Raw genomic sequence first — 25,681 nt, 5'->3', positions numbered from 1 at the left:
TTATCTAAATAATGGCACCTGGCCAGAACGAATCCAAGGGGCAACCAGAACCATGATACGTTTACTACACAAAAAACGATATAAACCCGGTATAATCAGCTCATAGCTCAACAATCGAAACCATCAGAAATTCAGGGAGCAGCTTTGATGGCCGCACACCAAGCGCCTCGCGACGACAATCTGCTGGAAGACATCCAGTCCCGACTGGAGACTCTGAACAAATCAGAGCGCAAGGTAGCCGAAGCTATTCTTCGCGACCCCAGCGCAGCCACCCGCTACAGTATTGCAGCTTTAGCCCGGGCCTCAAATGTGAGCGAGCCAACCGTCAACCGGTTTTGCAGGGGTTTCTCCGCTACAGGCTTTCCGGATTTCAAAATCCGTCTTGCGCAGAGCATTGCCACAGGCACGCCCTACATCGGCCAAAACATTGAACCTGACGACACAGTGTCAGAATTTGCCGATAAAATCATGCTTAGCACCATGGCTAACCTGGACAAGGCTCGCCTGGCTTTGGACCCTAAAGCTCTGGCTATCGCAATTGATTATCTGATCCAGGCCAAGCAAATCAATTTCTTTGGCATGGGAGGCTCTGCCTCTGTTGCACTGGATGCCCAACACAAGTTTTTTCGCTTTAACATTCCCGTAATGTCTTATGACGACGCACTGATGCAAAGAATGGTGGCGGCCGGCGCAAGCGTGGGCGATGTTATTGTGATGATTTCCTACACGGGGCGCACCAAGGAAACGGTTGATATTGCCCGCATCGGACGGAATAACGGCGCAACCGTTATTGGCATCACAACCCCCAACTCTCCGCTCTCAGAGGTGTGTACCACCACGCTTGAAATTACCGCCCCGGAAGACATCGAAGTATATATGCCCATGTCATCCAGGATCATTCATCTGACGGTCATCGACATCCTGGCCACTGGTGTAACTCTGAAGCGAGGCCAGGATTTTCTCGGACACCTCAAGAAGATAAAAGACAGCCTGATGCCCACTCGCCTTCCATCAGACCCGGATTGAAGGCTTCGGGCATGAATTAGTTACAGGCAATAAAAAACCCGGGCACGTTTCAATTTGCCCGGGTTTTTTAGTGCCTCAGTTTCGCCTAGGGGCGCGACACCTCAGCCGTATTTCTCAGGAACTGCTGATACGCAGCATACTCACGCTGGCCTTCCAGTGAAGCCAGAAAACTACGCAGCTGATCCAGGTCTCCACTATCGTCTTCTACAGCGCCCTCATTTACAGCATCGAGGGCAATAACAGCAACACCACCCTGCACCATAGCACTGCCATATGTTGGCGCGTTATCGGAAGGGCGAGTCAAAGAGAAAGCTGCCTGCATTACCTGTGGTGAGACACCCGCGGCATTGCGCTCTTGCTCATCGAACTGCTCCCAATCGCCAACATTAAACGCGTCCAACGCTTCACCGCTCTCCAGCGCCTCAATAACAGCAATTGCACGTTCTTCAAGCAGCTCACGAGTCCTTCGCGCCTCAAGGGTATTGCGAATGTCGTCCCGAACCTCACTCAGCGCTAGCTGCTGGGCTTCACGGTACTCCCGGACACGAGCCACAACAGATACATTGTCGCCCACATCAATCAGTTCGGTATTGTAGCCATCCTCAAGAACGTCCTCTGAGAACAATTGGCGAACGAGGCCTGCGTGATCAAAGGGTGCCCGCCCTCCATTTCTGGTAACTGCCTTTGCCTCACGAATTTCTAACCCCAACTCTTCTGCAGGGCCCGCCAGATCGTCCGCTGCATACGCTGAATCGGCCAACTCTGCACGAACTTCTGAATATTTCTCTTGGGCACGCTCAAGTGCGAGCTCTGAACGCAACTGCCCTTCAATCTCAGCCAGTGGCGGCACGTCGGAGCGACGAATATCGTCCAGGCGAATGAGGTGCACGCCAAAGCTGGTTGTTACCGGATCTGAGACCTGACCTTCGTTCAGCGCAAACAGGGCCTCCTCAAAGGCCTCGTCGTAAACGCCCTTGCCAGCAAAGCCAAGGTCTCCACCTTCTTTGGCGGAAACAGTGTCTATTGAAAACTCTTTTGCCAAATCCTCGAAACTCTCGCCCGCATCCAGACGCTCACTGATAGTCGCCAAAAGCTGTTCGGAGTCTGCACCACCCTCAACCAGAATGTGAGAGGCGCGCCGCTCTTCGCGGGCCAGATCACCCGCCGTTTGCTCGTAGTAGACTTCCAACTCTTCCTGGCTTAGCTCAATCTTCTCAGCCATGGCACCCAGCGACAAGGTTATATATGCAGCATCTACCTGCTCTGGCAGGCGGAAGGCCGCGCTATTGCCCTCATAAAACGCTTCGATATCTGCATCTGTGACTTCAACATCATCGTTCACCGCACTTGCGGGAACTTCAAGAATCCGGAAGCTGCGAGTCTGATTCTGAATACGCAGAAGCTGTTCAGCATTCTCATCCGCGACCAACCCACTCTGCATAATGCCCGCACGAATCTGGTTAACCACGTACTGCTTCCGCATGGCTTCCCGGAACTCGCCAACACCCATACCCAGATTGCGCACTGAGGCTACAAAACGATCCCGATTGAATTGTCCATCTACCTGGAATTGCGGCATCTGTGTAATAAGTGCATCAATATCCGCATCGCTCAGCGCGAGCCCTTGGGCGCTGGCATCCTGAATCAGCACTTGCTCCTGGATCAGCGAATCAAGTACATCTTTGCGGATCTGGTCTTCATTCAGCAAGGCAGGATCGGGACGCTCCATCCCGGCCAGGCGACGCTGGCTTTCCATCTGGACAACTCGCAGGAACTCCCGCTCCGTAATGTCCTCACCGTTAACTGTTGCTACTTCTGGCTCACCAGAGAAACCGCCAACGATGGCATCCATTCCCCAGATGGAGAGGGACACAACCAACAGACCGATTATGATCTTGGCTATCGTTCCCTGGGAATTTTCCCGTATATCTTGAAGCATGCTTCTCCCAAACCCTTTGCCGGTTAACTGAACGTAAAAAGGCGCACCCTGTAGGAATGCGCCTTGAATTCTTCTTGGCGATGCCTTTCGAGGGACATCGCCGGAGAAAGAACCGTTACTTGACGGCGTCTTTCAGGGCTTTACCTGCTTTGAACCCAGGCACTTTGGAGGCCGCAATCTTGATCTCAGCGCCTGTCTGCGGGTTACGACCAGTGCGAGCTGCACGATCTTTAACAGAGAAAGTACCAAAACCGATCAGGGTAACCTGATCGCCTTCTTTCAGGGCACCGGTGATAGTATTTGTCATTGCATCCAGAGCACGGCCAGCGGCGGCTTTGGAAATATCTGCTGATTCTGCAATTGCATCAATTAGTTCGGACTTGTTCACACTAAACCCCTTCGCTTTCAGGTTGAAGATGTTCTCGGTTGGATTGTTTTTTCTAGGACGTTCTCGACTATCGCATAAGCGGTCGGAGAATTCCATTCTTCGGTTTTCTTATTCCTTTCGGCATTCAACCGGTGTTCGGAATAGGCACATACTGCGCGGGAGCCCTTGGTATTGGCTGCTTCACGGCGAAACAGTTATACCAATGGGTTCTCCGGCGTGTCAACAACTCATATGGTGTTTAATGTGTATTTATGCGCTCTGCACTATCTCCGTCGTCATCCCGGGGTTTAGCTGAAGCCGCTTCAGGTGATGACTTGGCTTTGCCGGGCTCAGGCGCATAAGCCAACGCAATGTCCAGAACATCATCAATCCACTTAACCGGGATGATTTCCAGCGACTCCTTGATGTTGTCAGGTATCTCTTTGAGATCCCTCACATTCTCATCAGGAATAACAATAGTCTTTATGCCTCCACGATGAGCAGCGAGAAGCTTTTCCTTCAACCCACCGATGGGCAAAACCCGGCCCCGAAGAGTGATTTCGCCAGTCATTGCAACGTCTGCCCGCACCGGAATTTTGGTTAGTGCAGAAACCAGTGCCGTACACATGCCAATACCGGCACTTGGGCCATCTTTTGGCGTGGCACCTTCAGGAACATGCACGTGTAAATCGTGCTTTTCATGAAAATCGTCGGCCACACCAAGACCCGCAGCACGACTTCTGACAACCGTGAGTGCGGTCTGGATTGACTCCTGCATTACATCGCCAAGCGAGCCGGTTTTAACAACCCTGCCCTTACCTGGAGTGAGCGCACACTCGATGGTGAGCAACTCACCACCCACCTGAGTCCAGGCAAGCCCCGTGACCTGGCCAATCTGGTTGGTTTCCTCCGCCAAACCGTAATTGAACTTGCGCACACCGGAATAGTGCTCAAGCATATCCGGCTCTATGGTGATGGATGCTTTTTTATTGGCCTCGACATGCTCGCGCACAACCTTGCGGCATATCTTGGCAATTTCACGCTCCAGACCACGAACGCCCGCTTCCCGGGTGTAATAGCGAATGATATCGCGCAACGTGTCTTCGCTAAGCGCCAGTTCATCTTTGCGCAGACCGTTCGCCTTGATCTGCTTCGGCAGCAGATAGCGCAGGGCAATATTTACCTTCTCATCTTCGGTGTAACCCGGGATCCGGATAACTTCCATTCGATCCAGCAACGCAGAAGGGATATTCATGGAGTTGGAGGTACATACAAACATCACATCAGAGAGGTCGTAGTCCACCTCCAGATAATGATCGTTAAACGTATGGTTCTGCTCAGGATCAAGAACCTCAAGCAAGGCAGATGCCGGGTCGCCCCGGTGATCCATACCCATTTTGTCGATCTCGTCGAACAGGAACAGCGGGTTTTTTACACCAGCCTTTGCCAGCTTCTGCAGCAACTTCCCCGGCAGCGCCCCAATATAGGTTTTGCGGTGGCCACGAATCTCCGCCTCATCGCGAACACCACCCAGTGCCATTCGCGTATATTTACGGTTTGTGGCCCTGGCAATAGACTGCCCAAGAGACGTCTTACCAACGCCAGGAGGCCCCACCAGACACAGCACTGGGCCTTTCACCTTCTTCACCCGGCTCTGCACTGCCAGGTACTCCAGAATGCGCTTTTTGACCTCATCAAGGCCGTAGTGGTCTTGATCCAGGATCTCACGTGCCTTTTCGATATCGTGGCGCACCCGGCTGCGTTTTTTCCAGGGCACAGCCAACATCCAGTCGATATAGCCACGAACAACCGTAGCTTCAGCGGACATGGGCGACATCATCTTGAGTTTGTTCAACTCGGACTCTGTCTTTTTACGAGCCTCTTCCGGCAGGCCCGCTTCCTCAAGCTTCTGCTCCAGCTCTTCAAAATCGTTATTACCCTCGCCCAGATTACCCATTTCTTTCTGGATAGCCTTCATTTGCTCATTCAGGTAATACTCGCGCTGGCTACGCTCCATTTGCTTTTTGACGCGGCCACGGATGCGTTTTTCAACCTCAATCAGGTCAATTTCGCCATCCAGCTTGCCCAGCAAAAGCTCCACGCGCTGATTGATATCGAGAGCTTCAAGCAGTTCCTGCTTCTCAGGGATACGCATCTCAAGATGAGCGGCCATGGTGTCCGCGAGGCGCTCAAGCTCTTCAATACCCGTCAAGGCATTGGAGACTTCCGAGGGCACTTTTCTGGACAGCTTCACGTATTTTTCGAACTCATCCGTAAGAGTCTTCATAAGCACGTCTTGTTCGCGCTCCGGAAGGCTCTCTTCATCCATCAGGGTAGCGCCACCCGACAGGTATTCGGCCTCTGTGATATTACTGATCTTGGCCCGGGCATTGCCCTCAACCAGCACTTTTACGGTGCCATCCGGCAGCCGAAGCATTTGTAAAACTGTGGCCAGCGTACCCATTTCAAATACATCATCGGGACCTGGCTCATCTGTGGAAGCGTCCCGTTGGGCCACCAGAAGGATCTCCTTGCTTCCTTCCATTGCGGCTTCTAACGCCTGTATGGATTTCTCGCGGCCCACAAACAGGGGGACCACCATGTGCGGAAACACCACAACATCCCTCAAGGGAAGTAGCGGGTACTCTTGCACGATATCTTGGGGTATCCGGGTCATAAGGAATCCTCTGACGGTTTTTCATTCAGCATACCACCCTTCATTGGGGCGACCTCTGAAATTGCAATCTTTTTACCAAACAACACGGCACAACAGCCTGTTGATACAAACCATTAAAAAAGGGGCGTTTCCGCCCCTTTTTTCATTTCTTCAGGATACCTGATCACTCTGCCTTGAGAGCCCGGTCAGTCATCAGGCACGGCTTTCGCGTGATCATTATTTGCGTAAATCTTGAACGGTTCTGAATCGCCTTTGATTACGCTTTCATCAATCACCACCTTGGAGATCTCGTGCTCTGAAGGAATCTGGTACATGGTATCCAGCAACGTAGCCTCCATAATGGAGCGAAGTCCACGAGCACCGGTTTTGCGCTCAAGAGCCTTTCCGGCAACAGCACGCAATGCGTCGTCCCTGAAGTCCAGCTCCACGCCTTCCATGTCAAACAGCTTCTGATACTGCTTGGTCAGGGAGTTTTTGGGCTCGGTGAGAATCTGGACAAGAGCATCTTCATCAAGCTCAGTCAATGTGGCTATAACCGGCAGACGCCCGACAAACTCGGGAATCAGGCCGTATTTAACCAAATCTTCTGTCTCAACATTCTTGATCACGTCACCAGTATTTTTGTCCTCTTCCCGACTTGCGACTGCTGCCGAGAAACCGATACTGCTCTTTTCTGTGCGGTCACGGATAACTTTATCCAGCCCGGCAAACGCACCACCACAGATAAACAGCATATTGCCGGTATCCACCTGCAGAAATTCCTGCTGCGGATGCTTGCGTCCGCCTTGGGGCGGCACAGAGGCTACAGTGCCCTCTATCAGCTTCAACAGAGCTTGCTGAACACCCTCACCTGAAACGTCCCGGGTGATCGAGGGGTTGTCAGACTTGCGTGAAATCTTGTCGATTTCATCAATGTAAACAATGCCGCGCTGGGCTTTGTCGACATCGTAGTCGCACTTCTGCAGCAACTTCTGGATGATATTCTCAACGTCCTCACCCACATAGCCCGCTTCCGTAAGCGTTGTGGCATCAGCAATGGTAAACGGAACATTGAGCATGCGTGCCAGAGTTTCAGCAAGCAGCGTTTTACCGCTACCCGTTGGACCAATCAGCAAAATGTTACTTTTGCCAAGCTCAACATCGCCCTTACCTTCACCATAACGAAGGCGTTTGTAGTGGTTATAAACGGCTACTGCGAGCACAACCTTGGCGCGATCCTGACCAATGACATATTCATCAAGCGTATTGCGGATTTCGGCGGGTGTCGGAAGACGATCACTCGTCTCCTCCTGTGCATTTTCCTGAATCTCTTCACGGATAATATCGTTGCACAGGTCGACACACTCGTCGCAGATGAACACCGAAGGCCCTGCAATGAGCTTACGGACTTCATGCTGGCTCTTTCCACAAAACGAGCAGTAGAGCAACTTGCCGTTATCGTCGCCTCTGCCGTTCCTTTCATCTGCCATTGAAATACCTCTGATCTCGTTTTGCCGGCGCCTCAGTCAAGTTGAGGCCGGCCAGGGGTGATGCAATTACTGCCAGTATTATTTATTCGACACACGCTTATCAAGTATGGAGTCAATCAACCCATACTCTTTGGCCTGGGTCGGGTCCATAAAATAATCGCGATCTGTATCACGGGCGATGGTTTCCAGATCCTGGCCAGTGTGGTGAGCCAGTATGGAATTCAGCGTGTTCCGGATTTTTAGAATTTCCCGGGTGTGTATCTCGATATCCGTTGCCTGACCCTGATATCCACCCAGGGGCTGATGAATCATGACTCGCGAGTTAGGCAGGCAAGCTCGCTTGCCTTCGGCTCCGCCTGCCAGCAGGAAGGCGCCCATACTGGCCGCCTGGCCTACGCACAGGGTTGACACGTCGGGCTTGATAAACTGCATGGTGTCGTAAATAGACATACCTGCGGTTACCGATCCACCGGGGCTGTTGATATACAGGTGAATATCTTTGTCCGGGTTTTCAGACTCCAGGAACAGAAGTTGCGCCACGATCAGGTTTGCCATGTGATCTTCCACTTGCCCGACCATGAAGATCACCCGCTCCTTGAGCAAACGGGAATAAATGTCGAACGAGCGCTCCCCACGGGCGGTCTGCTCGATAACCATCGGTACCAAGGCTGACCTGGCATCCATTGCGAGACTATCGATTGGTTTCTGCGTCATGATGCGCCTGAACTCCTTATGGAAAAATGGGGCGTGGTTTCAAACCACAGCATCTACTGTTTTGATGCATCTGTTACTTTGCCAGCCTCAAGCCTAGATGAAAACAGCCGGACATGCCGGCTGCTCACTCTATTCGGCGGGCGGGGAGCAAAAACACCTGTCTCTGGTGCTGCCACGCCGCCAATATCAGCGCTGAGGCTGCCCTGCCTGAATGGCTTCTTCGTACTTGACCTTCTTCTCTTTGACCTTGGCCTGAGTGAGAACATAATCAACAACCTGGTCTTCCAGAACCGAAGATTCAATCTGACTCTTCTGCTCCGGGTTACCGTTGAAGTGCGCAATAACCTCATCTGGTTGTTCATACGTTGACGCGATCTCCTGGATCTTTTCGTCAACCATAGCCGCATCGACTTTCAGGTCGTTCGCCTTTACAACTTCCTGGAACAGCAAGCCGGTCTTCACGCGACGCTCAGCCTGCTCCTGGAAAATCTCCTTGGGTAGCTGCTGAAAATCAACTTGTCCACCAAAACGCTGGACTGCATCCTGACGCAGGCGATCAATTTCCTGATCTGCCAGTGCGGCCGGGATTTCAAACTCGGTTGATTCAAGAAGGCCATCTACAACATCATTCTTGACCTTGTTAGACACCGCCTGCTTCAGCTCGCGCTCCATGTTCTTTTTCACTTCTTCACGGAATGCGGCTTCATCTTCCGCCTCAATACCGAATTTGGTAAAGAACTCGGCATTCAGCTCGGGCAACTGAGGCTCTTCAACCTCATGAATCTTGATTTCAAACTTCGCTGGCTTACCTTTGAGGTCTTCGTTGTGGTAATCCTCAGGGAAGGTCACTTCGATTTCCAGCTCTTCACCAGCCTTACCGCCAACGATAGCTTTTTCGAAGCCCGGAATCATCTGATCGGAACCCAAGGTCAACTTGTGGCCTTCTGCAGCTCCGCCTTCAAACTCTTCACCGTCAACAAATCCCTTGAAATCGATGGTCAGCACGTCCTTATTCTTGGACTTACGCTTGACTGACTTCATGGTTGCCTGCTGACGACGCAGGTTATCGATCATGGTATCGATATCCTTGTCGGTGACCTCAGACGTCAGTTTTTCGATGGAAACCTTGCTCAGGTCGCCCAGCTCAATTTCTGGCAGAACTTCAAAAATGGCGACAAATTCGAGATCTTCGCCCTCTTTCATTGTCTTCGGCTCAAGCTTTGGCCAGCCTGCGGGGTTGATATCCTGCTCCTGCAGTGCCTTGATGTAGTTATCGCGCATGATTTCGCCAACAATTTCCTGGCGAACGCTGTCACCGAAACGACGCTTGACCACGCTCATGGGCACCTTACCTGGGCGGAAACCGTTCAAACGCACTGTACGTGCTGTTTCTTGCAGGCGTTTCTGAACCGCCTGTTCAATTTCCTGGGCGGGCACACCAATCGTCATGCGACGCTCGATGTTGGAGGTCGTTTCTACAGACACTTGCATGGAAGATCCTCAAAATTCAGGTTCAGTATGTGAATGAAATTATGACTAAAAGTCGATTCCCGGGAAACTCCCCGGAAAGGACCCAAAATTAAAAGCAGATAGTTTATCACGGTTTGCCCCGGCGAGAGAATCATCTGCAACGGGTAGTTTCATAGAACGTGATGTCTTCAGCGCTTGTAACCGGGAGTTTGGGGCGAAATCTGAAAAACAAAGGGGGGGGCAAATGAAGATTCGGAATTTTTGGCACAACACCCAGGATAATCTCTGGCGAATCGAATACAAAAAAAGCTCTAAGGTGCCACCTAAGAGCTTTTTAAAAAATTGGTCGGGTTGGGGAGAATCGAACTCCCACTCCTCTCGGAACCAGAACCTAAATCTGGCGCGTCTACCAATTTCGCCACAACCCGAAACTTTAAAATACTTATCCCGCTTTACTTAACCTCAAAACCAGCGAGCCTGAAACTCAAATGCGGAAAAGGGAGGCTTAGTATAACGGAAACACTTCATGGAAAAGTGGGGTGGACGAAGGGGATCGAACCCTCGACCGCAGGAGTCACAATCCTGAGCTCTACCAACTGAGCTACGTCCACCACATCAGGACATGCCTTTCAGCATATTCGATAACATAACTAAGCTACTACATCACTTCCGGGCGTTTGCACCCAACACTTTGCTGCAAGAAGCAGTTCGTTTCCGCTCAAGCCGACGACCTGAATGGCGCGCCCGGCAGGACTCGAACCTGCGACCCTCGGCTTAGAAGGCCGATGCTCTATCCAGCTGAGCTACGGGCGCTTGACCCCTGGCCTAGCTGAACATTCAGAAAAGTGGTCGGGGTAGAGAGATTCGAACTCCCGACATCCTGCTCCCAAAGCAGGCGCGCTACCAGACTGCGCTATACCCCGTTTAAACTGATCAATTCGTGCTTCAGCAAAGTTGGCGCGCATATTACCGTCGCAAAATCGCTTCGTCAACAAGGAAAATCAAATTCTCTCTTAAATCAGTAATTTTGACACTGCGCATCCCCTGCTTACTGCGACAAAGCGCAGCACCCTCCTAATTGGAGTTAGGCGACAAGCGTGCGACAATACTGCCCCTTTTATTTGCAAAAGCCAACCGACAAGACGAAACATGAGCGCCAAACTGATTAATGGAAAAGAAATTGCCGCCGCGGTTAGACAAGAAGTCGCTGCCGGCGTAGAGACCCGCATCCGGAATGGCCTACGGGCTCCGGGCCTGGCTGTGGTTCTGGTGGGTAACGACCCAGCCTCTGAAGTGTATGTGGGCAACAAGCGAAAAGCCTGTGATGCCGCCGGCATTATCTCCCTCTCCTATGACTTGCCTACAGACACCACCCAGCAAGCTCTGGAAGCCTTGGTTGACGAACTGAACGAAAACCCTTTAGTTGACGGGATATTGGTACAGCTACCTCTGCCTAGCCACCTGGATGCAGACCCGATTCTGCTGAAGATCCGCCCTGACAAAGATGTGGACGGCTTCCACCCCTACAACATAGGGCGCCTGGTACAGCGCAAGCCTGCGCTGCGGCCCTGCACGCCTGCTGGTGTGATTACCCTGCTGGATAGCATTAACACCCCCTATAAAGGGCAGCACGCGGTGATTGTGGGCGCATCCAACATTGTAGGGCGCCCCATGACCATGGAATTACTGCTTAAAGGCGCTACGACAACTGTATGCCACCGTTTCACGCCCGACCTGGAAAGATATGTTCGTGACGCCGACATTCTCATTGCCGCTGTAGGCAAACCCGGCCTGATCAAAGGCGAGTGGGTAAAACCCGGTGCAACGGTAATTGATGTTGGCATCAATCGCATGGAGAACGGAAAATTGCAGGGTGACGTGGACTTTGAAACTGCCTCCGCCCGCGCAGCCTATATCACTCCGGTACCAGGTGGCGTTGGACCCATGACCATTGCGACACTCCTGCAAAACACTCTGTACTCCGCAAACGAACTGCGTAAAGACTAGCGGCGCTGCGCGCCAGATTAGGCCGGAACATCAGAGTAAGCACAAAAAAACCCGCCGAAGCGGGTTTTTTTGTATCAGCCGATATTACTGGCCGAACTTTTCTTTTGCCTTGAGGCGGTATGCGTGCAGCAGTGGCTCAGTGTAACCACTTGGCTGTTCGCGACCCTTGAGAACCAGATCCATAGCGGCCTGGAACGCAATGCTGTCGGCAAAGTTTGGCGCCATAGGGCGGTAACTTGGGTCATTGGCATTCTGACTGTCCACAACCTGCGCCATACGCTTCATGGTTTCTTCAACCTGCGCGTCGGTGCAAATGCCGTGGTACAGCCAGTTAGCCAGATGCTGGGATGAAATACGCAGAGTCGCGCGGTCTTCCATCAGACCTATATCGTTGATGTCGGGAACCTTGGAGCAACCCACACCACTATCAATCCAGCGCACAACATAACCCAGAATACCCTGAGCGTTGTTGTCCAACTCCTGCTGGATATCTTCGGCTGTCAGCTTGGAAGGGTCTTCCATTACTGGCACAGTGAGAATGTCGTCCAAGCTTGCGCGAGCGCGGCTTTCCAGCTCTTTCTGAACATCAGCAACAGACACCTGGTGGTAGTGAGTCGCGTGCAGAGTCGCAGCTGTTGGCGAAGGAACCCAAGCAGTGTTGGCACCAGATTTCGGGTGACCAATCTTTTGCTCAAGCATAGCCGCCATCAGGTCTGGCATTGCCCACATTCCCTTACCAATCTGTGCAACGCCACGGAAGCCTGTTTCCAGACCTACATCTACGTTCCACTGTTCGTATGCGCCAATCCATGCTGCCTGCTTCATTTCACCCTTGCGGATGAACGGACCAAGCTCCATAGAAGTGTGCATTTCATCACCGGTGCGATCCAGGAAGCCGGTGTTGATGAACACGGCACGCTCTTTGGCTGCGTGGATACAAGCCTTCAGGTTAACGGTGGTGCGACGCTCTTCGTCCATAATGCCGACTTTCAGAGTGAAACGCGGCAGACCAAGCGTATCTTCGACACGACCAAAGAATTCGTTGGTAAACGCAACTTCTTCAGGGCCGTGCATCTTTGGCTTAACAATGTACACAGAGCCAGTTGCGGTATTCTGGAACTTGCCCTCACCTTTCAGATCATGAATGGCGATCAGGGAGGTAAGAATGCCGTCCATCAACCCCTCAGGCACTTCACTGCCATCTTTTAGCAGAATAGCCGGGTTGGTCATCAGGTGGCCAACGTTACGAACAAACATCAGGCTGCGGCCTTTCAGTTTGATCTGGCTACCGTCGGCTGCGGTGTATTCGCGATCCGGGTTCATCTTACGGGTCAGGCGCTCGCCGCCTTTTTCAAAGGTCTCTTCAAGATCGCCCTTCATCAGGCCGAGCCAGTTGCTGTATGCCAGAGTTTTATCATCCGCATCTACAGCAGCAACAGAGTCTTCGCAGTCCATGATGGTGGTCAGTGCAGACTCCATCAGTACGTCTTTAACGTGAGCTCCGTCGTCCTTGCCAATCGGGTGGCCGGCATCAATCTGGATTTCGAAGTGCATTCCATTCTTAACCAGCAGAATGCCGGTAGGTGCATCAGCTGCGCCCGTGTATCCCACAAAACCGGATTCGTCATTAAGGCCGGTTGTTTCGCCATTTTGCAGTTTGACCACAAGCTTGCCGTCAGCAACCTGGTAAAGAGCTGCATCTTTATGGCTGCCTGCCGCCAAGGGTGCTGAGCTGTCCAGCAGGTTACGTGCAAACTCAATAACCTTGGCACCACGAACCGGGTTGTACCCGCGACCTTTTTCAGCACCATTCTCTTCAGAAATAGCGTCGGTACCATAGAGGGCATCATAGAGGCTGCCCCAGCGTGCGTTTGCAGCGTTCAGTGCAAAGCGGGCATTCATGATTGGCACTACCAACTGCGGGCCAGCCATGGTTGCCACTTCAGGGTCAACGTTAGCAGTAGAGATGCGAAAATCTGCAGGCTCTTCTACCAGGTAGCCAATTTCTTTCAAAAAGCTTTTGTAAGCAGCCATGTCGAGCTTTTGGCCCTTGTGCTCGCTATTCCAGCTATTCAGCTTCTCCTGGATGGCACCGCGCTTGGCCAGCAGCTCACGATTTCTCGGCGCCAGATCGTTTACGATCTTGTCAAACTCCGCCCAGAATTTATCTGCATCCAGCCCAGTGCCCGGAATTGCTTCGTTAGTTACGAAGTCATACAAGTTCTTTGCGACCTGAATGCCGCCGAGTTGTACGCGATCTGTCATCGTTAATTAGCCTCAGTGGGTTAGCCCTGTCCCGACAGCCGTTGAGCAGCCGGGCTCGAAAAATCGAAGGGCGCATTATACGGGAAGTTCCTTACAAGGTCATTTCCCCGGGTACAACGCGACCTTGGTATCAGCGTTAACTACGCCGCCAACTTGTTCCCTCGCGGGAATCGTCCAGAATAATACCCTGCTCTGCCAGTTCGTCACGAATGCGGTCGGCACCGGCAAAATCCTTGGCTTTGCGGGCATCAGCACGAGCCTGGATTTTTGCCTCAATACCCTCTGCTGTCAGTTCTCCGCCGGAATCAGCCTGGAAAAAAGCATCCGGGTTCTGCTGCAAGATCCCTAGAACATCGCCAAGTCTGATCATCACAGTTGCCGCTTTCCTTGCTTCGTCTTCACGGCCCTCGCGACGATGTTGATTTATATCATTAGCCAGCGCATGCAATACCGATATTGCACCAGGGCAATTGAAGTCGTCGTTCATCAACTCAACGAAACGCTGATCCTGTTCAGTTTCAGGCACATCGGTTGAGCTCATGGGCTCTATACCACGCAGTGCATGGTATAACCGGGCCAGAGAACGACCCGCTTCAGCAAGATTGTCCTCAGAGTAATCAACCTGGCTGCGGTAGTGACTGGACACCAGGAAAAAACGCACCACTTCTGGCGGATACGTCTCCAGTATCTCCCGAATCGTGAAAAAGTTGCCCAAGGACTTGGACATTTTTTCCTTGTTTACGCGGATAGCTCCCGCATGCATCCAGGTGTTTACGAAGGTGTGTCCGGTAGCGCACTCAGACTGGGCAATTTCGTTTTCATGGTGAGGGAACAGCAAGTCCGGCCCGCCACCATGAATATCGAAGGTGTTACCCAGACAATGGGTAGACATGGCGGAGCACTCAATATGCCAACCCGGGCGCCCATTACCCCAAGGCGAGGGCCAACTAACCTCGCCTTCGCCGGCTGATTTCCATAGCGCAAAGTCTGCCGGGCTGCGCTTGGCTTCCTGCACATCAATACGTGCACCCGCCAGCAGGTCTTCGAGTTTTTTCTTGCTGAGCTTCCCGTAGTCCTTGAATGACGCTACAGAAAAATAAACATCGCCATTGTCGGCGGCATAGGCATGGTCGGACTCAATCAGCGTATTGATCATGGAAATGATCTCAGCAATATAATCCGTAGCCCTTGGCTCTTCGCTGGGTGACAGCACGCCAAGGCGCGCCTCATCCTCATGCATCGCCGCAATCATGCGCTCGGTCAGTTCGGTAAACGGCTCGCCGTTTTCTTCTGCTCTGCGAAGAATCTTGTCGTCAATATCGGTGATGTTGCGAACATAGGTTACATCGTAGCCACGGCTTCGCATGTAACGGGTGATCACATCAAACGCCACCAGCACCCGGGCATGACCCAGGTGGCAGTAGTCATAAACCGTCATCCCGCACACGTACATACGAACCTTCCCAGGCTCGATAGGCGTAAAGGCTTCTTTTTGCTGGGTGAGCGTATTGTAAATCCTGATCAAAGCTGGTCTCCCGAATGCTTACCTTTAATTGCTATCTATTTACCCCAGGAATCTCGCAAGGTAACTGTACGATTGAATACCGGTTTACCGGCCTTGGCTGTCAACTCCTGATCACAGAAGAAATAACCTTCCCGCTCAAACTGGTATGGCAAGTCTGCAAGCGGCGTTGCCAAGCCTTTCTCTGCCCGCGCTCCTTTCAGAACTACGAGCGATTGGGGGTTAACGTGATCCAGGAAGTCACCTTCCTTGTCGCTATCCGGGAATTCGTGATTGAACAACCTGTCGTAAAGGTTAATGTCGCAATCTACGCTGTCGGCCTCAGACACCCAGTGAATAACGCCGTTGGGCTTGTAGCCTTCAGGGTTAACACCCAAAGTAGCTGGGTCATACTCACAGCGCAGCTCAACAATTTCGCCACTGGCGTCCCGCACAACTTCTTTACAGGTCATCACATATCCGCCGCGAAGGCGAACCGCCTGATCCGGCGCCAGGCGCTTCCACTTGCGCGGTGCCTCTTCCACAAAGTCTTCCCGATCAATAAACAGCGTCTGACTCCAGGTCACTTCACGCTGCCCCATGTCCGGATTCTGCGGGTGTACGGGTAAAGACAGAGTTTCGGTCTTGTCAGCCGGGTAATTGGTCAGAGTTACCTTCAAAGGACGCATCACGCACATGGCACGGGGAGAGCGGGCGTTCAAATCCTCTCGGATAGCGAACTCAAGCATCCCCATATCAACGGTTCCGCCAGCTTTGTTCACGCCAATCATGTCGCAGAAGGCGCGCAGCGATTCCGGCGTATAGCCCCGGCGACGCATTCCCGAAATCGTCGGCATACGCGGGTCATTCCAGCCATCCACCAGATTCTCGTCAACCAGGCGTTTAAGCTTACGTTTACTGGTAATGGTGTAGTTCAGGTTCAGGCGAGCGAACTCAATCTGACGTGGCTCGCATGGTGCAGTGATGTTTTCCAGCACCCACTCATAGAGGGGGCGGTGGTCTTCAAATTCGAGCGTGCACAGAGAGTGGGTAATCCCCTCCATGGCATCAGAGATTGGGTGGGTGTAATCGTACATCGGGTAGATGCACCATTTATTGCCCGTCTGGTGATGCTCTGCGAAACGAATGCGGTAAAGAATCGGATCACGCATATTGATGTTCGGAGAAGCCATATCAATCTTCGCCCGCAACACCAACTCGCCGTTTTCGAATTTTCCGTCTCGCATCTCCCGGAACAGCTTAAGGCTTTCCTCTACAGGGCGGTCGCGATAAGGGCTGTTTTTACCCGGTTCTGTCAGCGTGCCGCGGTACTCAACCATTTCTTCTGCCGTCAGGGCGCACACATACGCTTTGCCTCTCTCGATCAGTTCTTCGGCAAAAAGATAGAGGGCATCAAAATAATCAGAGGCATAACGTACCTCCCCATCCCAGGTGTAACCAAGCCACTTTACGTCTTCCTTGATGGCATCAATGTACTCCTGACTCTCCTTTTCCGGGTTGGTATCATCAAACCGCAGGTTGCACACACCAGAAAACGTATCGGCGATGCCAAAGTTAAGACAAATGGATTTCGCATGACCAACGTGCAGATATCCATTTGGCTCCGGCGGGAAGCGGGTAACCACCTGACCGGTATGCTCGCCTTTGGCAAGGGCGTCTTCAATCAGGTTCTGAATAAAGTTATGGGCTTTCTTCGGCTCGGCGCTCATACAATCTCTATTAAAAGAAGTGGGTCGTAAACCGTCTATTATACTCATAAATCCTGGTGGGACTCATGCATCCCCGGAAACTCTTGAGTACAATACCCGCTTTAACGTTTTCAAACCCCAAGAACAGGAAACCCTGATGATTCTGCTGACAACCAATCACGGCGATATCAAGCTCGAACTCGACTACGAAAAAGCCCCTGAAACTGCAAAGAACTTTGAGCAATATGTTCGCGACGGCTTTTATGATGGCCTTATCTTCCACCGCGTTATCAGCAACTTCATGGTACAGGGCGGCGGCTTTGAACCAGGCATGGCCGCACGTAAAACCCGCGACCCCATCAAAAATGAAGCAGATAACGGCCTGAGCAACATGAAAGGCACCGTTGCCATGGCACGCACCATGGACCCACACTCTGCCTCCGCACAGTTCTTCATCAACGTGGAAGACAACGGGTTTCTGGATCACTCCGCCAAAACTACCGAAGGCTGGGGCTACTGCGTATTTGGCAAGGTAGTAGAAGGCATGGAAACCGTTAACGCAATCCGCGCCGTGCGCACCACCATGAATGCTGGACATCAAGACGTTCCTTATGAGGATGTAGTCATTGAGAAGGCCAGCGTTATCGAGGATGGAGACGCAGCGTGACCACGCTGTTTATTTCCGATCTCCACCTGGAAGAGTCTCGCCCCGACATTACCGGGGCGTTTCTTGGCTTCCTGAAAGAGAAAGCCCCAGGTGCAGAGAGCCTCTACATTCTGGGTGACTTCTTCGAAGCCTGGATAGGCGATGACGAACGCACCCCTCTGCAAGATCAGGCAGCTACTGCCCTTCGCGCCCTGAGCGATAGTGGCACCCGTATTTTCCTTATGCACGGGAATCGGGATTTTCTGATAGGGGAAGACTTCTGTGCTCGGTCTGGAGCCACCTTGCTGGATGACCCAACACTAATCGATCTCTACGGCACCCCTGCCTTGCTAATGCACGGCGATAGTCTTTGCACAGCCGATGTGGAATACCAAAAATTTCGCGCAAAAATGCGCGATCCGCAAATGCAAAAAATGATTCTCGCCCGCCCTCTTGACGACCGCCAGCAAATGGCGCGGCAACTGCGGGAAATGAGCATGTCCACCAACCGTGGCAAAGCTGAAGAGATTATGGATGTGACGCCGGAAGAGGTGGTGCGCGTTATGGAAGCCCAAGATGTGCCTTTGCTGATCCATGGCCATACTCACAGGCCTGCTGAGCATAACCTTGAGGTAAACGGCAAACCGGCAAAACGGATTGTACTGGGCGACTGGGATAAAAATATCTGGTGGCTGGCCGCGGAGCCCGGTAAAGAGCCAGAGCTGCACAAGATGCCGCTCACCACCCCCTGACAATGCCTGCTTTATGGCACAGAGCCGTTGCCCGGGAGCGCCCACGCGAGGACCGCAGCACATGAAGCATCGCCCTGACCGCTACACAGCTCTGAAAACATGCCTGGCCGGCTTGTTTCTGCTCTACCTGCTGGTCCTTCCGGCCCAGGCCAAAGACTCCGAAGGCTCCACCCAGCAAGCGGATGCAAACACCCAGCAAGGTGATGAGAAACCGGAGGAAGCACGACCTGCCGTGCAACCAGAGCTGGAAGCCGATAACGAAGCACCCCCCGAGATCAACCTGCCGGATACAGTTAACGCCGACATTCAGCAACAGGTCCGTGCTCTGCAAATTTCCCTGGAACAGCGTCAGGCGGCCGTTAAAGAAAGTCGGGAACGGCTGACCTACGCCGAATCCATCCTGTCCCGCCTGCAAGATGAGTATAAAAGTTTTGAACTGAGGCTGGAGAAGGCGGGTCTGAACCTAACCGCCAGCTATGCCGAGCTTTTGAAACAAAGGCTTGAGCGCCTGCAAAGACAAAGTATTGCCACGGATCTGATTGAAGGCATTGAGGACAAACTTGCCACAGCACGGGAAGAGCAGCTAAGGCTGGAAGAGTTTGAAGCCATTGCAGACCCTGGAGACGATGCCCGCGGCCAACTGCAGAGCCGTCGCTCGCGCTTGCTGCGCGAATTACACAAGGCCGTTACCGAACACATAGATGTGCTCAATGAGTACTACAGCACGGTGACCACCCTTCAGGATCAGGTTAAGGAGTACCAGGAGCTCCTGCAGCAAAGACTTTTCTGGCTTCCCAGTGCTGCGGTGGTAAGCGCTGATACCGCCGGGGAGCTGTACCAATCTGCCAAATGGTTCATCTCGCAACTGCGCCTTGATGCCTTGAGCGACGCCATTACTCGCTCTGTGGGCGAACGCGGCATACGTATCGGGCTTGTAGCGCTGGCGCTCATTATATTGCTGGTGAAGCGCAGGGCCATCATGACCAATCTTCTGGATAATAGCCGCCACATTGGCAATGTGGGCCATGACCGAACCGCTTTCACCCTGCAGGCACTGAGCAACAGCGTTCTGCTGGCATTGCCGGGTGTGCTGCTATTTTCCCTTGCAGCCCTGGTATTGATGGAAGGCAATGCCTTTTATGCCGCCCTGTCAAAAGGTTTTACCGCCGCTGCCTTCATTATGTTTTTACTCGCTTTTGTTCGCAATGTTGCCCGCAAAAACGGGCTTGGGGAAAGTCATTTCCACTGGAACGCCAACACGCTGCTGGCTATCCGCCGCGAATTACCCGTGCTCATGGCGTTTGTTATTCCGGTGGCAGTGATCACCACATCGACAAGTTCGACACCCGAGGGTGCCCGGTTCGACGACAGCCTTGGCCGCCTGCTCTTTACAGTAGTATCTATTGTGCTGGCGGTGTTCGCACACCACATCATGAAGGCAGTGAGAGCGAGCAACACCCAAAGTAACCTTTTGCTGGTGCTTCATGTAATCGCCGTAGCCGGCCCTCTCGTTTTAGCTGGAGCATCCCTTATTGGCTACCACTACACGGCCCTGCAACTGGAGCGCAACCTGTTTATCACCATCTGCTGGCTGGCTTTTAATACGCTGGTTTACTACATGGGCTTACGGGCGCTCTCTGTGCGTGAACGCAGGCTCACCCTTGAACGCCTTCAGGAGCAGCGCGCCGCTGAGCGCAGGGCAGCGGAAGCCCGAGAGGCTGCCGACACTCCCGGTGAAGGCGTGCTGCAAAACCTCGACATGCCCGAAATGAATTTGCAGGACATCAGCCAACAAAGTTCTTCGCTATTGAGGATAATCGTCTCGGCTCTCGCTATCACCGGCCTGTTGTTTCTATGGGCTAGCGTTATCCCAGCCCTGCAGTTATTTAACGACATCACCCTCTGGACGATTGCCACGGACCTTCAGGGTGGCGACCCGCTCCCCATAACCCTTGCAGACGCCCTGCTCGCCCTGCTCGTGGCAGCCGGCACTGTTCTTGCGGCAAAAAACCTGCCGGGAACCCTGGAGGTCACGTTACTGAGCCGAATGCATCTCGAACCGGGCACTGGCTACGCCATCACAACCATTACGACCTACGTTCTCGTATTCCTGGGCGTGGTGATCTGTCTTGGTGTGATAGGTGTTCAGTGGTCCAAACTCCAGTGGCTGATTGCAGCGCTCGGTGTGGGCCTTGGCTTCGGGCTACAGGAAATTGTTGCCAACTTTGTATCCGGGATCATTCTTCTTTTTGAACGCCCTATCCGGGTGGGCGATACAGTCACCATTGATGGCATTACCGGTACCGTCTCGCGCATACGCATTCGCGCCACCACGCTGGTGGATTGGGATAACAAAGAACAAATCATTCCCAACAAAACCTTCGTTACCCAGGATCTGACCAACTGGACACTCTCGGACCCGATTACCCGTGTAATACTCCGCGTGGGCGTTGCCTATGGCACGGATGTGGACAAGGTTCAGGAAATACTCACCCAGGTCGCCCATGACAACGCTCGGGTGGTGGACGACCCGGCACCCGCTGTCTTCTGTGTTGGCCTTGCAGACAGCAGCATTAACTTTGAAGTTCGGGTGTTTGTTAAAGACCTTCTGGACATCATGCCGCTGTCCCATGAAATACACGCAGCAATCACACGCGCCCTAATGGAAGCGGGTATCAACATCCCCTTCCCGCAACGGGACATTCATGTCCGCACCCTGCCAGAATCCCAGCAGAGAGGCTAAGGCAGGCCGGCCGCTCCTGTCAGTTGGATACGCCCGGGACTGAATACATATCAATAGGCTCCCGATAGGTATCCAGGCGCTTGAGCCAACCTGCCAGCCAGCGATCCTGCTCAACCGGATTGGCAGCATTCCGGGCCCGGCGCGCCAGCACATCACCCGCGGCCTTGCGAAACTCAGCCAGAGTGCCCGGCACAGCGCTATCTGGGTCAACTGCATCTGAATCAACCGATGCGCTTACAGCGGGCATGGCCAGAAGTACTTGCAATAACCCCCAGCCCTCACCGTTATACCGCTCATCGGGAGACAAGCCCTCACCTTTGAAGTTCACATAATCCATAATCGCGTAAACGCCGCCCGGCGTCTGGCTCAACGTCTGCAAACGCCTTTTTACATCGGCCTGACGAGGCTCAGGCGCGGCTTCAATTATTTTCGCCAGAGAATCCTTCGCGCGGCGAAAGATAAATTCCGCTTGAACACCCTGAGTGCCCGCCAGGAACTCCCTCAACTCCGACATTTCAGGAGAATCAGCCACCTTCAGAAAGGTTTCCCGGTCCGGCCAGGGAGCATCAAAAGGCTCAAGCTCACGCAGCCACTCTGGAATATCGCGCTGGCGCTGCTCCATATACTCATAAAGCGCAGGAAAACTCTCAACAAACCGCTCGTTAACGCCTTCCGGATACCATATAAAATGCCCAATACCCAGCGAGGGAAAGGCCTCCGATTCGTTCCAGTGAACAAGGCACTCATACTGACCAGCACACTCATTCTGAAATATTTTCTGGCCTACCCAGTCCAGTTGGGCAGGCTTCAGCGCGAGAGAAATATCGCTAGCCAGCATCACAGAAGCCGCGTTAGCCTCATCAACCAAAGTGCCACTTGTGGCTTTAGTTTTGTTTTCGGAATTACAACCTGAAAGCACCACGATAACCATTAGATTCAGTAATCCGAGCGCCCTGTACACCATCTTGTCCCTCACCGGAAAAGGCAGAAAACCCCGCCAGCAGTATGAAGAAAACATATCTACTATAACAGCGTTGCTAGCAACTGCCTTTCCCCACTTCCACCAGTCCTCCCCCCATACCCAGGCACCACTATAAAAAACCCCGGCATCAGCCGGGGAAATGTAATCGTTGGGTTAAAACAAACTCTCTTACTCCGTAAGCTGACTTCTCAGCACATGCTTTTGCAACTTTCCGGTCGATGTCTTCGGCAAATTATCCATAAAAACTATTTTCTTGGGTACTTTAAAACTGGCGAGGTTTGCTCGGCAATAAGCTTCAATATCGGCTTCTGTCAGGTCATAATTACCGGATTTCAACGTGATGAACGCACAGGGAATTTCACCCCAGTGATCATCAGGCGCTGCAACAACCGCTGCTTCCAATATCGCAGGGTGATCGTAGAGCGCACTTTCCACCTCAAGGGTCGAAATATTCTCCCCTCCAGAAATTATGATATCTTTGGAACGATCTTTTATTTCTACGTAACCATCAGCGTGCCACACCCCCAAATCTCCAGTATGGAACCAGCCTCCGCTAAAGGATTTGCTGGTTTCCTCCGGGTTGTTCAGGTAGCCCTTCATAACCGAGTTACCTCGAACAAACAGCTCGCCGATAGCCTCACCGTTTTTCTCGACTGGCTCCAGAGTCACAGGATCTGCCACCATCATGTCTGCCATGGACAATGACAGTATCCCTTGGCGAGCCATTTTTGCAGCTTTGCCCTTGCCATCGAGGGAATGCCATTCATCCTGGAACTCACAGATCAGGCTGGGGCCATAGGTTTCGGTCAAACCATACAGATGCACTACTTTCACCCCCATGGATTCCATAGCTGCGATCGTTGCCGCGGGAGGTGCCGCACCACCGGTAGCGGCAGTGACATGCTGGCTGAATGGCTTTTTATCGTCTTCGGGGGCGTTGATAAGCATGTTCAGTACAACCGGTGCCGCGCAAAGGTGCGTTACTCCGTGTTCGGAAATGGCATCGTATATTGGCTGCGGTTGCGGAGAGCGCAGGCACACATGAGTGCCTGCCACAGCGGTTACCGCCCATGGATAACACCAACCGTTGCAATGAAACATCGGCAGAGTCCAGAGATAAACCGCACCTGATGGCAATCCAAAGCCAATGATATTGCTCAAGGCATTCAAGTGCGCCCCACGATGATGATAAACCACTCCTTTCGGGTTTCCGGTAGTACCCGAGGTGTAATTCAAAGCAATTGCCTGCCACTCATCGTCAGGCGTATCCCACGCGAAATCGTCATCACCTGTGGCCAGCAAATCCTCGTAGGTCATCTTGCCGATCAATTCTCCACCAGCGAAATTAGGATCATCAACATCAATAACTATCGGCTTGGCGTCACAACCGTTAAGAGCTTCGCGGGCCCGATCACTGTATTCGATATCAGTAAAAAACACCTTTGCACGACCATGATTGAGCATGAAGGTCATGGTTTTGGAATCAAGCCGGGTATTCTGGGCGTTCAGAACAGCTCCAATCATTGGCACGGCAAAATGCAATTCCAACATTTCCGGAATATTTGGTAACAGTGCTGCCACTGTATCCCCTTTCCGCACGCCAAGCTTGCGCAGGGCAGATGCCATCTTCAGACACCGCTGATAGGTTTCTGCCCATGTCCGACGGATACTGCCGTGGATAACCGCAGTGCGGGTCGGGTGCGCCAAGGCGGTTCTCTGAATAAAAGAAATCGGCGTGAGAGGCGTGTGGTTAGCCTCTGTTTTATCGAGCCCAAGCTCAAACATATTTTCCATTGTGTTAAACCTTTAGTTGTTCTTTTAGACAAGCTTTGCCGACGTCAACTAACGCTGATCGGTTGCTGAATCGTCCGCCGTTTTTTCATCGTGATGGTGATGGGTTGCAACGTAAGCATCCGCAAACCAGTTCTTCTCCAGGAAGAACCAGAGCACAAGACCAACCCCCAAACCCCAAGCTGCACCCTGTACAGCAAGCACTGAGCCGACAATAACGGCGATGCCACGCTCAAGGTTGGTCTGGCGATCCAGCATTTCGATTGCCAGGTACCCACACAGATAGCCCTGAATCAATAGCGTCAGCGCCATACCGATATTCAGGCCTGGTTTGAAAAGTGTCACCACAGGCACAAGCACAACAGCAATCGTCATGCCCCAATACAGACTGGTCGCACCGCCCCAATAACTGTCCATCACAGAACGCGGGTTATTCATGTAGCGGTTAATCACCAACGCTTGGCCACCGGTCCAGGCTGGGCCAGACAAGCTGATGAAGGGGGCAATGATCCCATGCACCAAGTTACGAATCCCCACAATGATGCTGTTGCGGCGCGGGCTGAAAATCAGTTTTTCATCCTTGCGAACAGCGTCGGCATTCTTGAACAAAGAGTCCATAACCAGGATGTCGCCAAAGGCAATAATGTACGCCGCCAACGCAAGCGGGATTGCATCAAGGAAGTACTGTAGGGGCGGCATTCCCAGCCCAAACACACTGTACTCTCGTACAATCGTACCCAAGGGAATGGTGGTGAAGCCCCACTCGATGACGGGTGCATCAACCTCTCCAATAACAATGCCGAGAACATAGGCGATCAGAAAAGGTACCGCTATGCCGTATTGAGCTACAAAGCGAAAGAAACCGTATCGAGCACGAAGTGGGCTTGCTGTTTCCGAAAACAACATAAAAAACCCCAGCACAGCACCGGTCAAGATGGTGATTGGCATCGTCCATACACGGCCATCTGCGCCAAACTCACCCATAATTGCAGAAATGCCCGCACCAATCAGAATGCCGGATTTCAGTGACGCAGGCATTTTCCGCACCAACGCATCTGCCCCCTTGAACACCCCGAGACCAAGGAAAATAGCTGAGACGGTTAGCTGTAAGGCAATTAACGCCAGTATTCTGGCATCCCCCTCTGGATAGCTCGACAAGAAGGCTACATACAAGGGAATTCCAGCTGTAATCCAACCGGCAACCGTTGGATCTCCAAAGTGCGTGTGTACCAGATAAAGAATGTTGTTAAGGAGGACAAAAGCAACCGCAATTTCAAATGGAATCCCAAGAACAGATGTCATCAGTGCGGTAATACTCAGCGGAACGACACACAAAATCGCACCTTGCAGAATATCCGGAATCTCTATTTTGTAATGAACAAAAGGTACACGGAGGTTTAGCGCACCCAGCGCTGACGGTTGCTCTCCGCCAGTTGATCTCTTTTTTAAGGACATTGTTGTTGTTCTCCATCCAACTGAATTTAGAAATGCATAGGGAAGAAACCATCCCAACCTGCATACTAATAACAAACACCCGGTCTATCAAGGGTATTTACTTGATTAAACGGGCAAAGCGCTTATTTCCGGATGCTCTCTAATAGTAAATCCATGTTTTTCCCTGGA

General features: G+C 52.4%; 17 protein-coding genes and 4 tRNA genes. 5 read left to right on the top strand and 16 right to left on the bottom strand.

The features are described from left to right. Window positions 1–147 precede the first annotated feature (147 nt). On the top strand, window positions 148–1,026 hold the full coding sequence (hexR, locus tag CDH47_RS09275) for a transcriptional regulator HexR (protein ID WP_100639597.1): 879 nt from the start codon (window positions 148–150) through the stop codon (window positions 1,024–1,026). An 85-nt stretch (window positions 1,027–1,111) separates the two neighbouring features. Here the strand turns inward: hexR and CDH47_RS09270 are convergent, their stop codons facing one another. From CDH47_RS09270 to CDH47_RS09225, 10 genes are all read right to left on the bottom strand, one after another. Then, window positions 1,112–2,965: a SurA N-terminal domain-containing protein gene (locus CDH47_RS09270; protein WP_100639596.1), complete on the bottom strand. Its 1,854-nt coding sequence runs from the start codon at window positions 2,963–2,965 to the stop codon at window positions 1,112–1,114. A 115-nt stretch (window positions 2,966–3,080) separates the two neighbouring features. Next, a complete protein-coding gene (locus CDH47_RS09265) occupies window positions 3,081–3,449 on the bottom strand; it encodes an HU family DNA-binding protein (protein WP_476738577.1) in 369 nt (122 codons plus the stop codon). Window positions 3,450–3,591: 142 nt separating this feature from the next. Further along, window positions 3,592–6,009: an endopeptidase La gene (gene lon / locus CDH47_RS09260; RefSeq protein WP_100639594.1), complete on the bottom strand. Its 2,418-nt coding sequence runs from the start codon at window positions 6,007–6,009 to the stop codon at window positions 3,592–3,594. Window positions 6,010–6,194: 185 nt separating this feature from the next. After that, window positions 6,195–7,478, bottom strand: coding sequence for an ATP-dependent Clp protease ATP-binding subunit ClpX (gene clpX / locus CDH47_RS09255; protein WP_100639593.1), 1,284 nt, complete (start codon window positions 7,476–7,478; stop codon window positions 6,195–6,197). Between the two features lie 78 nt (window positions 7,479–7,556). Continuing rightward, window positions 7,557–8,192 (bottom strand): ATP-dependent Clp endopeptidase proteolytic subunit ClpP, encoded by a 636-nt coding sequence (gene clpP, locus CDH47_RS09250; protein WP_100639592.1) that lies wholly within the window; start codon window positions 8,190–8,192, stop codon window positions 7,557–7,559. Window positions 8,193–8,378: 186 nt separating this feature from the next. After that, entirely contained in the window at window positions 8,379–9,683 is a 1,305-nt protein-coding gene (gene tig / locus CDH47_RS09245) for a trigger factor (RefSeq protein WP_100639591.1), read from the bottom strand. A 322-nt stretch (window positions 9,684–10,005) separates the two neighbouring features. After that, window positions 10,006–10,090: transfer RNA gene (locus CDH47_RS09240), tRNA-Leu, on the bottom strand. Between the two features lie 107 nt (window positions 10,091–10,197). Next, window positions 10,198–10,273: transfer RNA gene (locus CDH47_RS09235), tRNA-His, on the bottom strand. Window positions 10,274–10,398: 125 nt separating this feature from the next. Next, window positions 10,399–10,475 (bottom strand) — tRNA-Arg (locus CDH47_RS09230). A 33-nt stretch (window positions 10,476–10,508) separates the two neighbouring features. Next, a tRNA-Pro gene (locus tag CDH47_RS09225) sits at window positions 10,509–10,585 on the bottom strand. Window positions 10,586–10,811: 226 nt separating this feature from the next. Between CDH47_RS09225 and folD the strand changes: the two genes are divergently transcribed. Beyond that, entirely contained in the window at window positions 10,812–11,669 is an 858-nt protein-coding gene (folD, locus tag CDH47_RS09220) for a bifunctional methylenetetrahydrofolate dehydrogenase/methenyltetrahydrofolate cyclohydrolase FolD (RefSeq protein ID WP_100639590.1), read from the top strand. 84 nt (window positions 11,670–11,753) lie between these two features. On the opposite strand, the gene CDH47_RS09215 is transcribed toward folD, so the two are convergent. The 3 genes from CDH47_RS09215 to CDH47_RS09205 all read right to left on the bottom strand — a co-directional run bounded on the left by CDH47_RS09215 (window position 11,754) and on the right by CDH47_RS09205 (window position 17,165). After that, window positions 11,754–13,934 carry a malate synthase G gene (locus CDH47_RS09215; RefSeq protein ID WP_100639589.1) on the bottom strand — a complete coding sequence of 727 codons (2,181 nt, stop codon included), beginning with the start codon at window positions 13,932–13,934 and terminating at the stop codon, window positions 11,754–11,756. Window positions 13,935–14,070: 136 nt separating this feature from the next. Continuing rightward, on the bottom strand, window positions 14,071–15,459 hold the full coding sequence (gene cysS, locus CDH47_RS09210; RefSeq protein WP_100639588.1) for a cysteine--tRNA ligase: 1,389 nt from the start codon (window positions 15,457–15,459) through the stop codon (window positions 14,071–14,073). Between the two features lie 35 nt (window positions 15,460–15,494). Then, a complete protein-coding gene (locus CDH47_RS09205; protein ID WP_100639587.1) occupies window positions 15,495–17,165 on the bottom strand; it encodes a glutamine--tRNA ligase/YqeY domain fusion protein in 1,671 nt (556 codons plus the stop codon). Between the two features lie 136 nt (window positions 17,166–17,301). Here CDH47_RS09205 and CDH47_RS09200 point away from each other — a divergent pair, with 136 nt between their 5' ends. From CDH47_RS09200 to CDH47_RS09190, 3 genes are all read left to right on the top strand, one after another. Further along, window positions 17,302–17,811: a peptidylprolyl isomerase gene (locus CDH47_RS09200; protein WP_100639586.1), complete on the top strand. Its 510-nt coding sequence runs from the start codon at window positions 17,302–17,304 to the stop codon at window positions 17,809–17,811. Then, complete coding sequence (locus CDH47_RS09195) at window positions 17,808–18,542, top strand: UDP-2,3-diacylglucosamine diphosphatase (protein WP_100639585.1); 735 nt, start codon at window positions 17,808–17,810, stop codon at window positions 18,540–18,542. The genes CDH47_RS09200 and CDH47_RS09195 overlap by 4 nt, the downstream gene beginning before the upstream one ends. 61 nt (window positions 18,543–18,603) lie before the next feature. Beyond that, the gene (locus CDH47_RS09190) at window positions 18,604–21,285 is read left to right on the top strand and encodes a mechanosensitive ion channel domain-containing protein (RefSeq protein WP_100639584.1); all 2,682 of its coding nucleotides are present in this window, start codon (window positions 18,604–18,606) and stop codon (window positions 21,283–21,285) included. A 19-nt stretch (window positions 21,286–21,304) separates the two neighbouring features. Here CDH47_RS09190 and CDH47_RS09185 read toward each other — a convergent pair whose 3' ends face one another. The 3 genes from CDH47_RS09185 to CDH47_RS09175 all read right to left on the bottom strand — a co-directional run bounded on the left by CDH47_RS09185 (window position 21,305) and on the right by CDH47_RS09175 (window position 25,513). Then, on the bottom strand, window positions 21,305–22,249 hold the full coding sequence (locus CDH47_RS09185; RefSeq protein ID WP_100639778.1) for a hypothetical protein: 945 nt from the start codon (window positions 22,247–22,249) through the stop codon (window positions 21,305–21,307). Window positions 22,250–22,435: 186 nt separating this feature from the next. Continuing rightward, window positions 22,436–24,061 (bottom strand): AMP-binding protein, encoded by a 1,626-nt coding sequence (locus CDH47_RS09180; protein ID WP_100639583.1) that lies wholly within the window; start codon window positions 24,059–24,061, stop codon window positions 22,436–22,438. A 48-nt stretch (window positions 24,062–24,109) separates the two neighbouring features. Beyond that, complete coding sequence (locus CDH47_RS09175; protein WP_100639582.1) at window positions 24,110–25,513, bottom strand: hypothetical protein; 1,404 nt, start codon at window positions 25,511–25,513, stop codon at window positions 24,110–24,112. Window positions 25,514–25,681: the final 168 nt, after the last annotated feature.

It is taken from the genome of Marinobacter salexigens, assembly GCF_002806945.1.
Classification (GTDB): domain Bacteria; phylum Pseudomonadota; class Gammaproteobacteria; order Pseudomonadales; family Oleiphilaceae; genus Marinobacter; species Marinobacter salexigens.
Note: the sequence above shows the minus strand (reverse complement) of the source record. Positions and strands in the feature narration are given on the sequence as shown.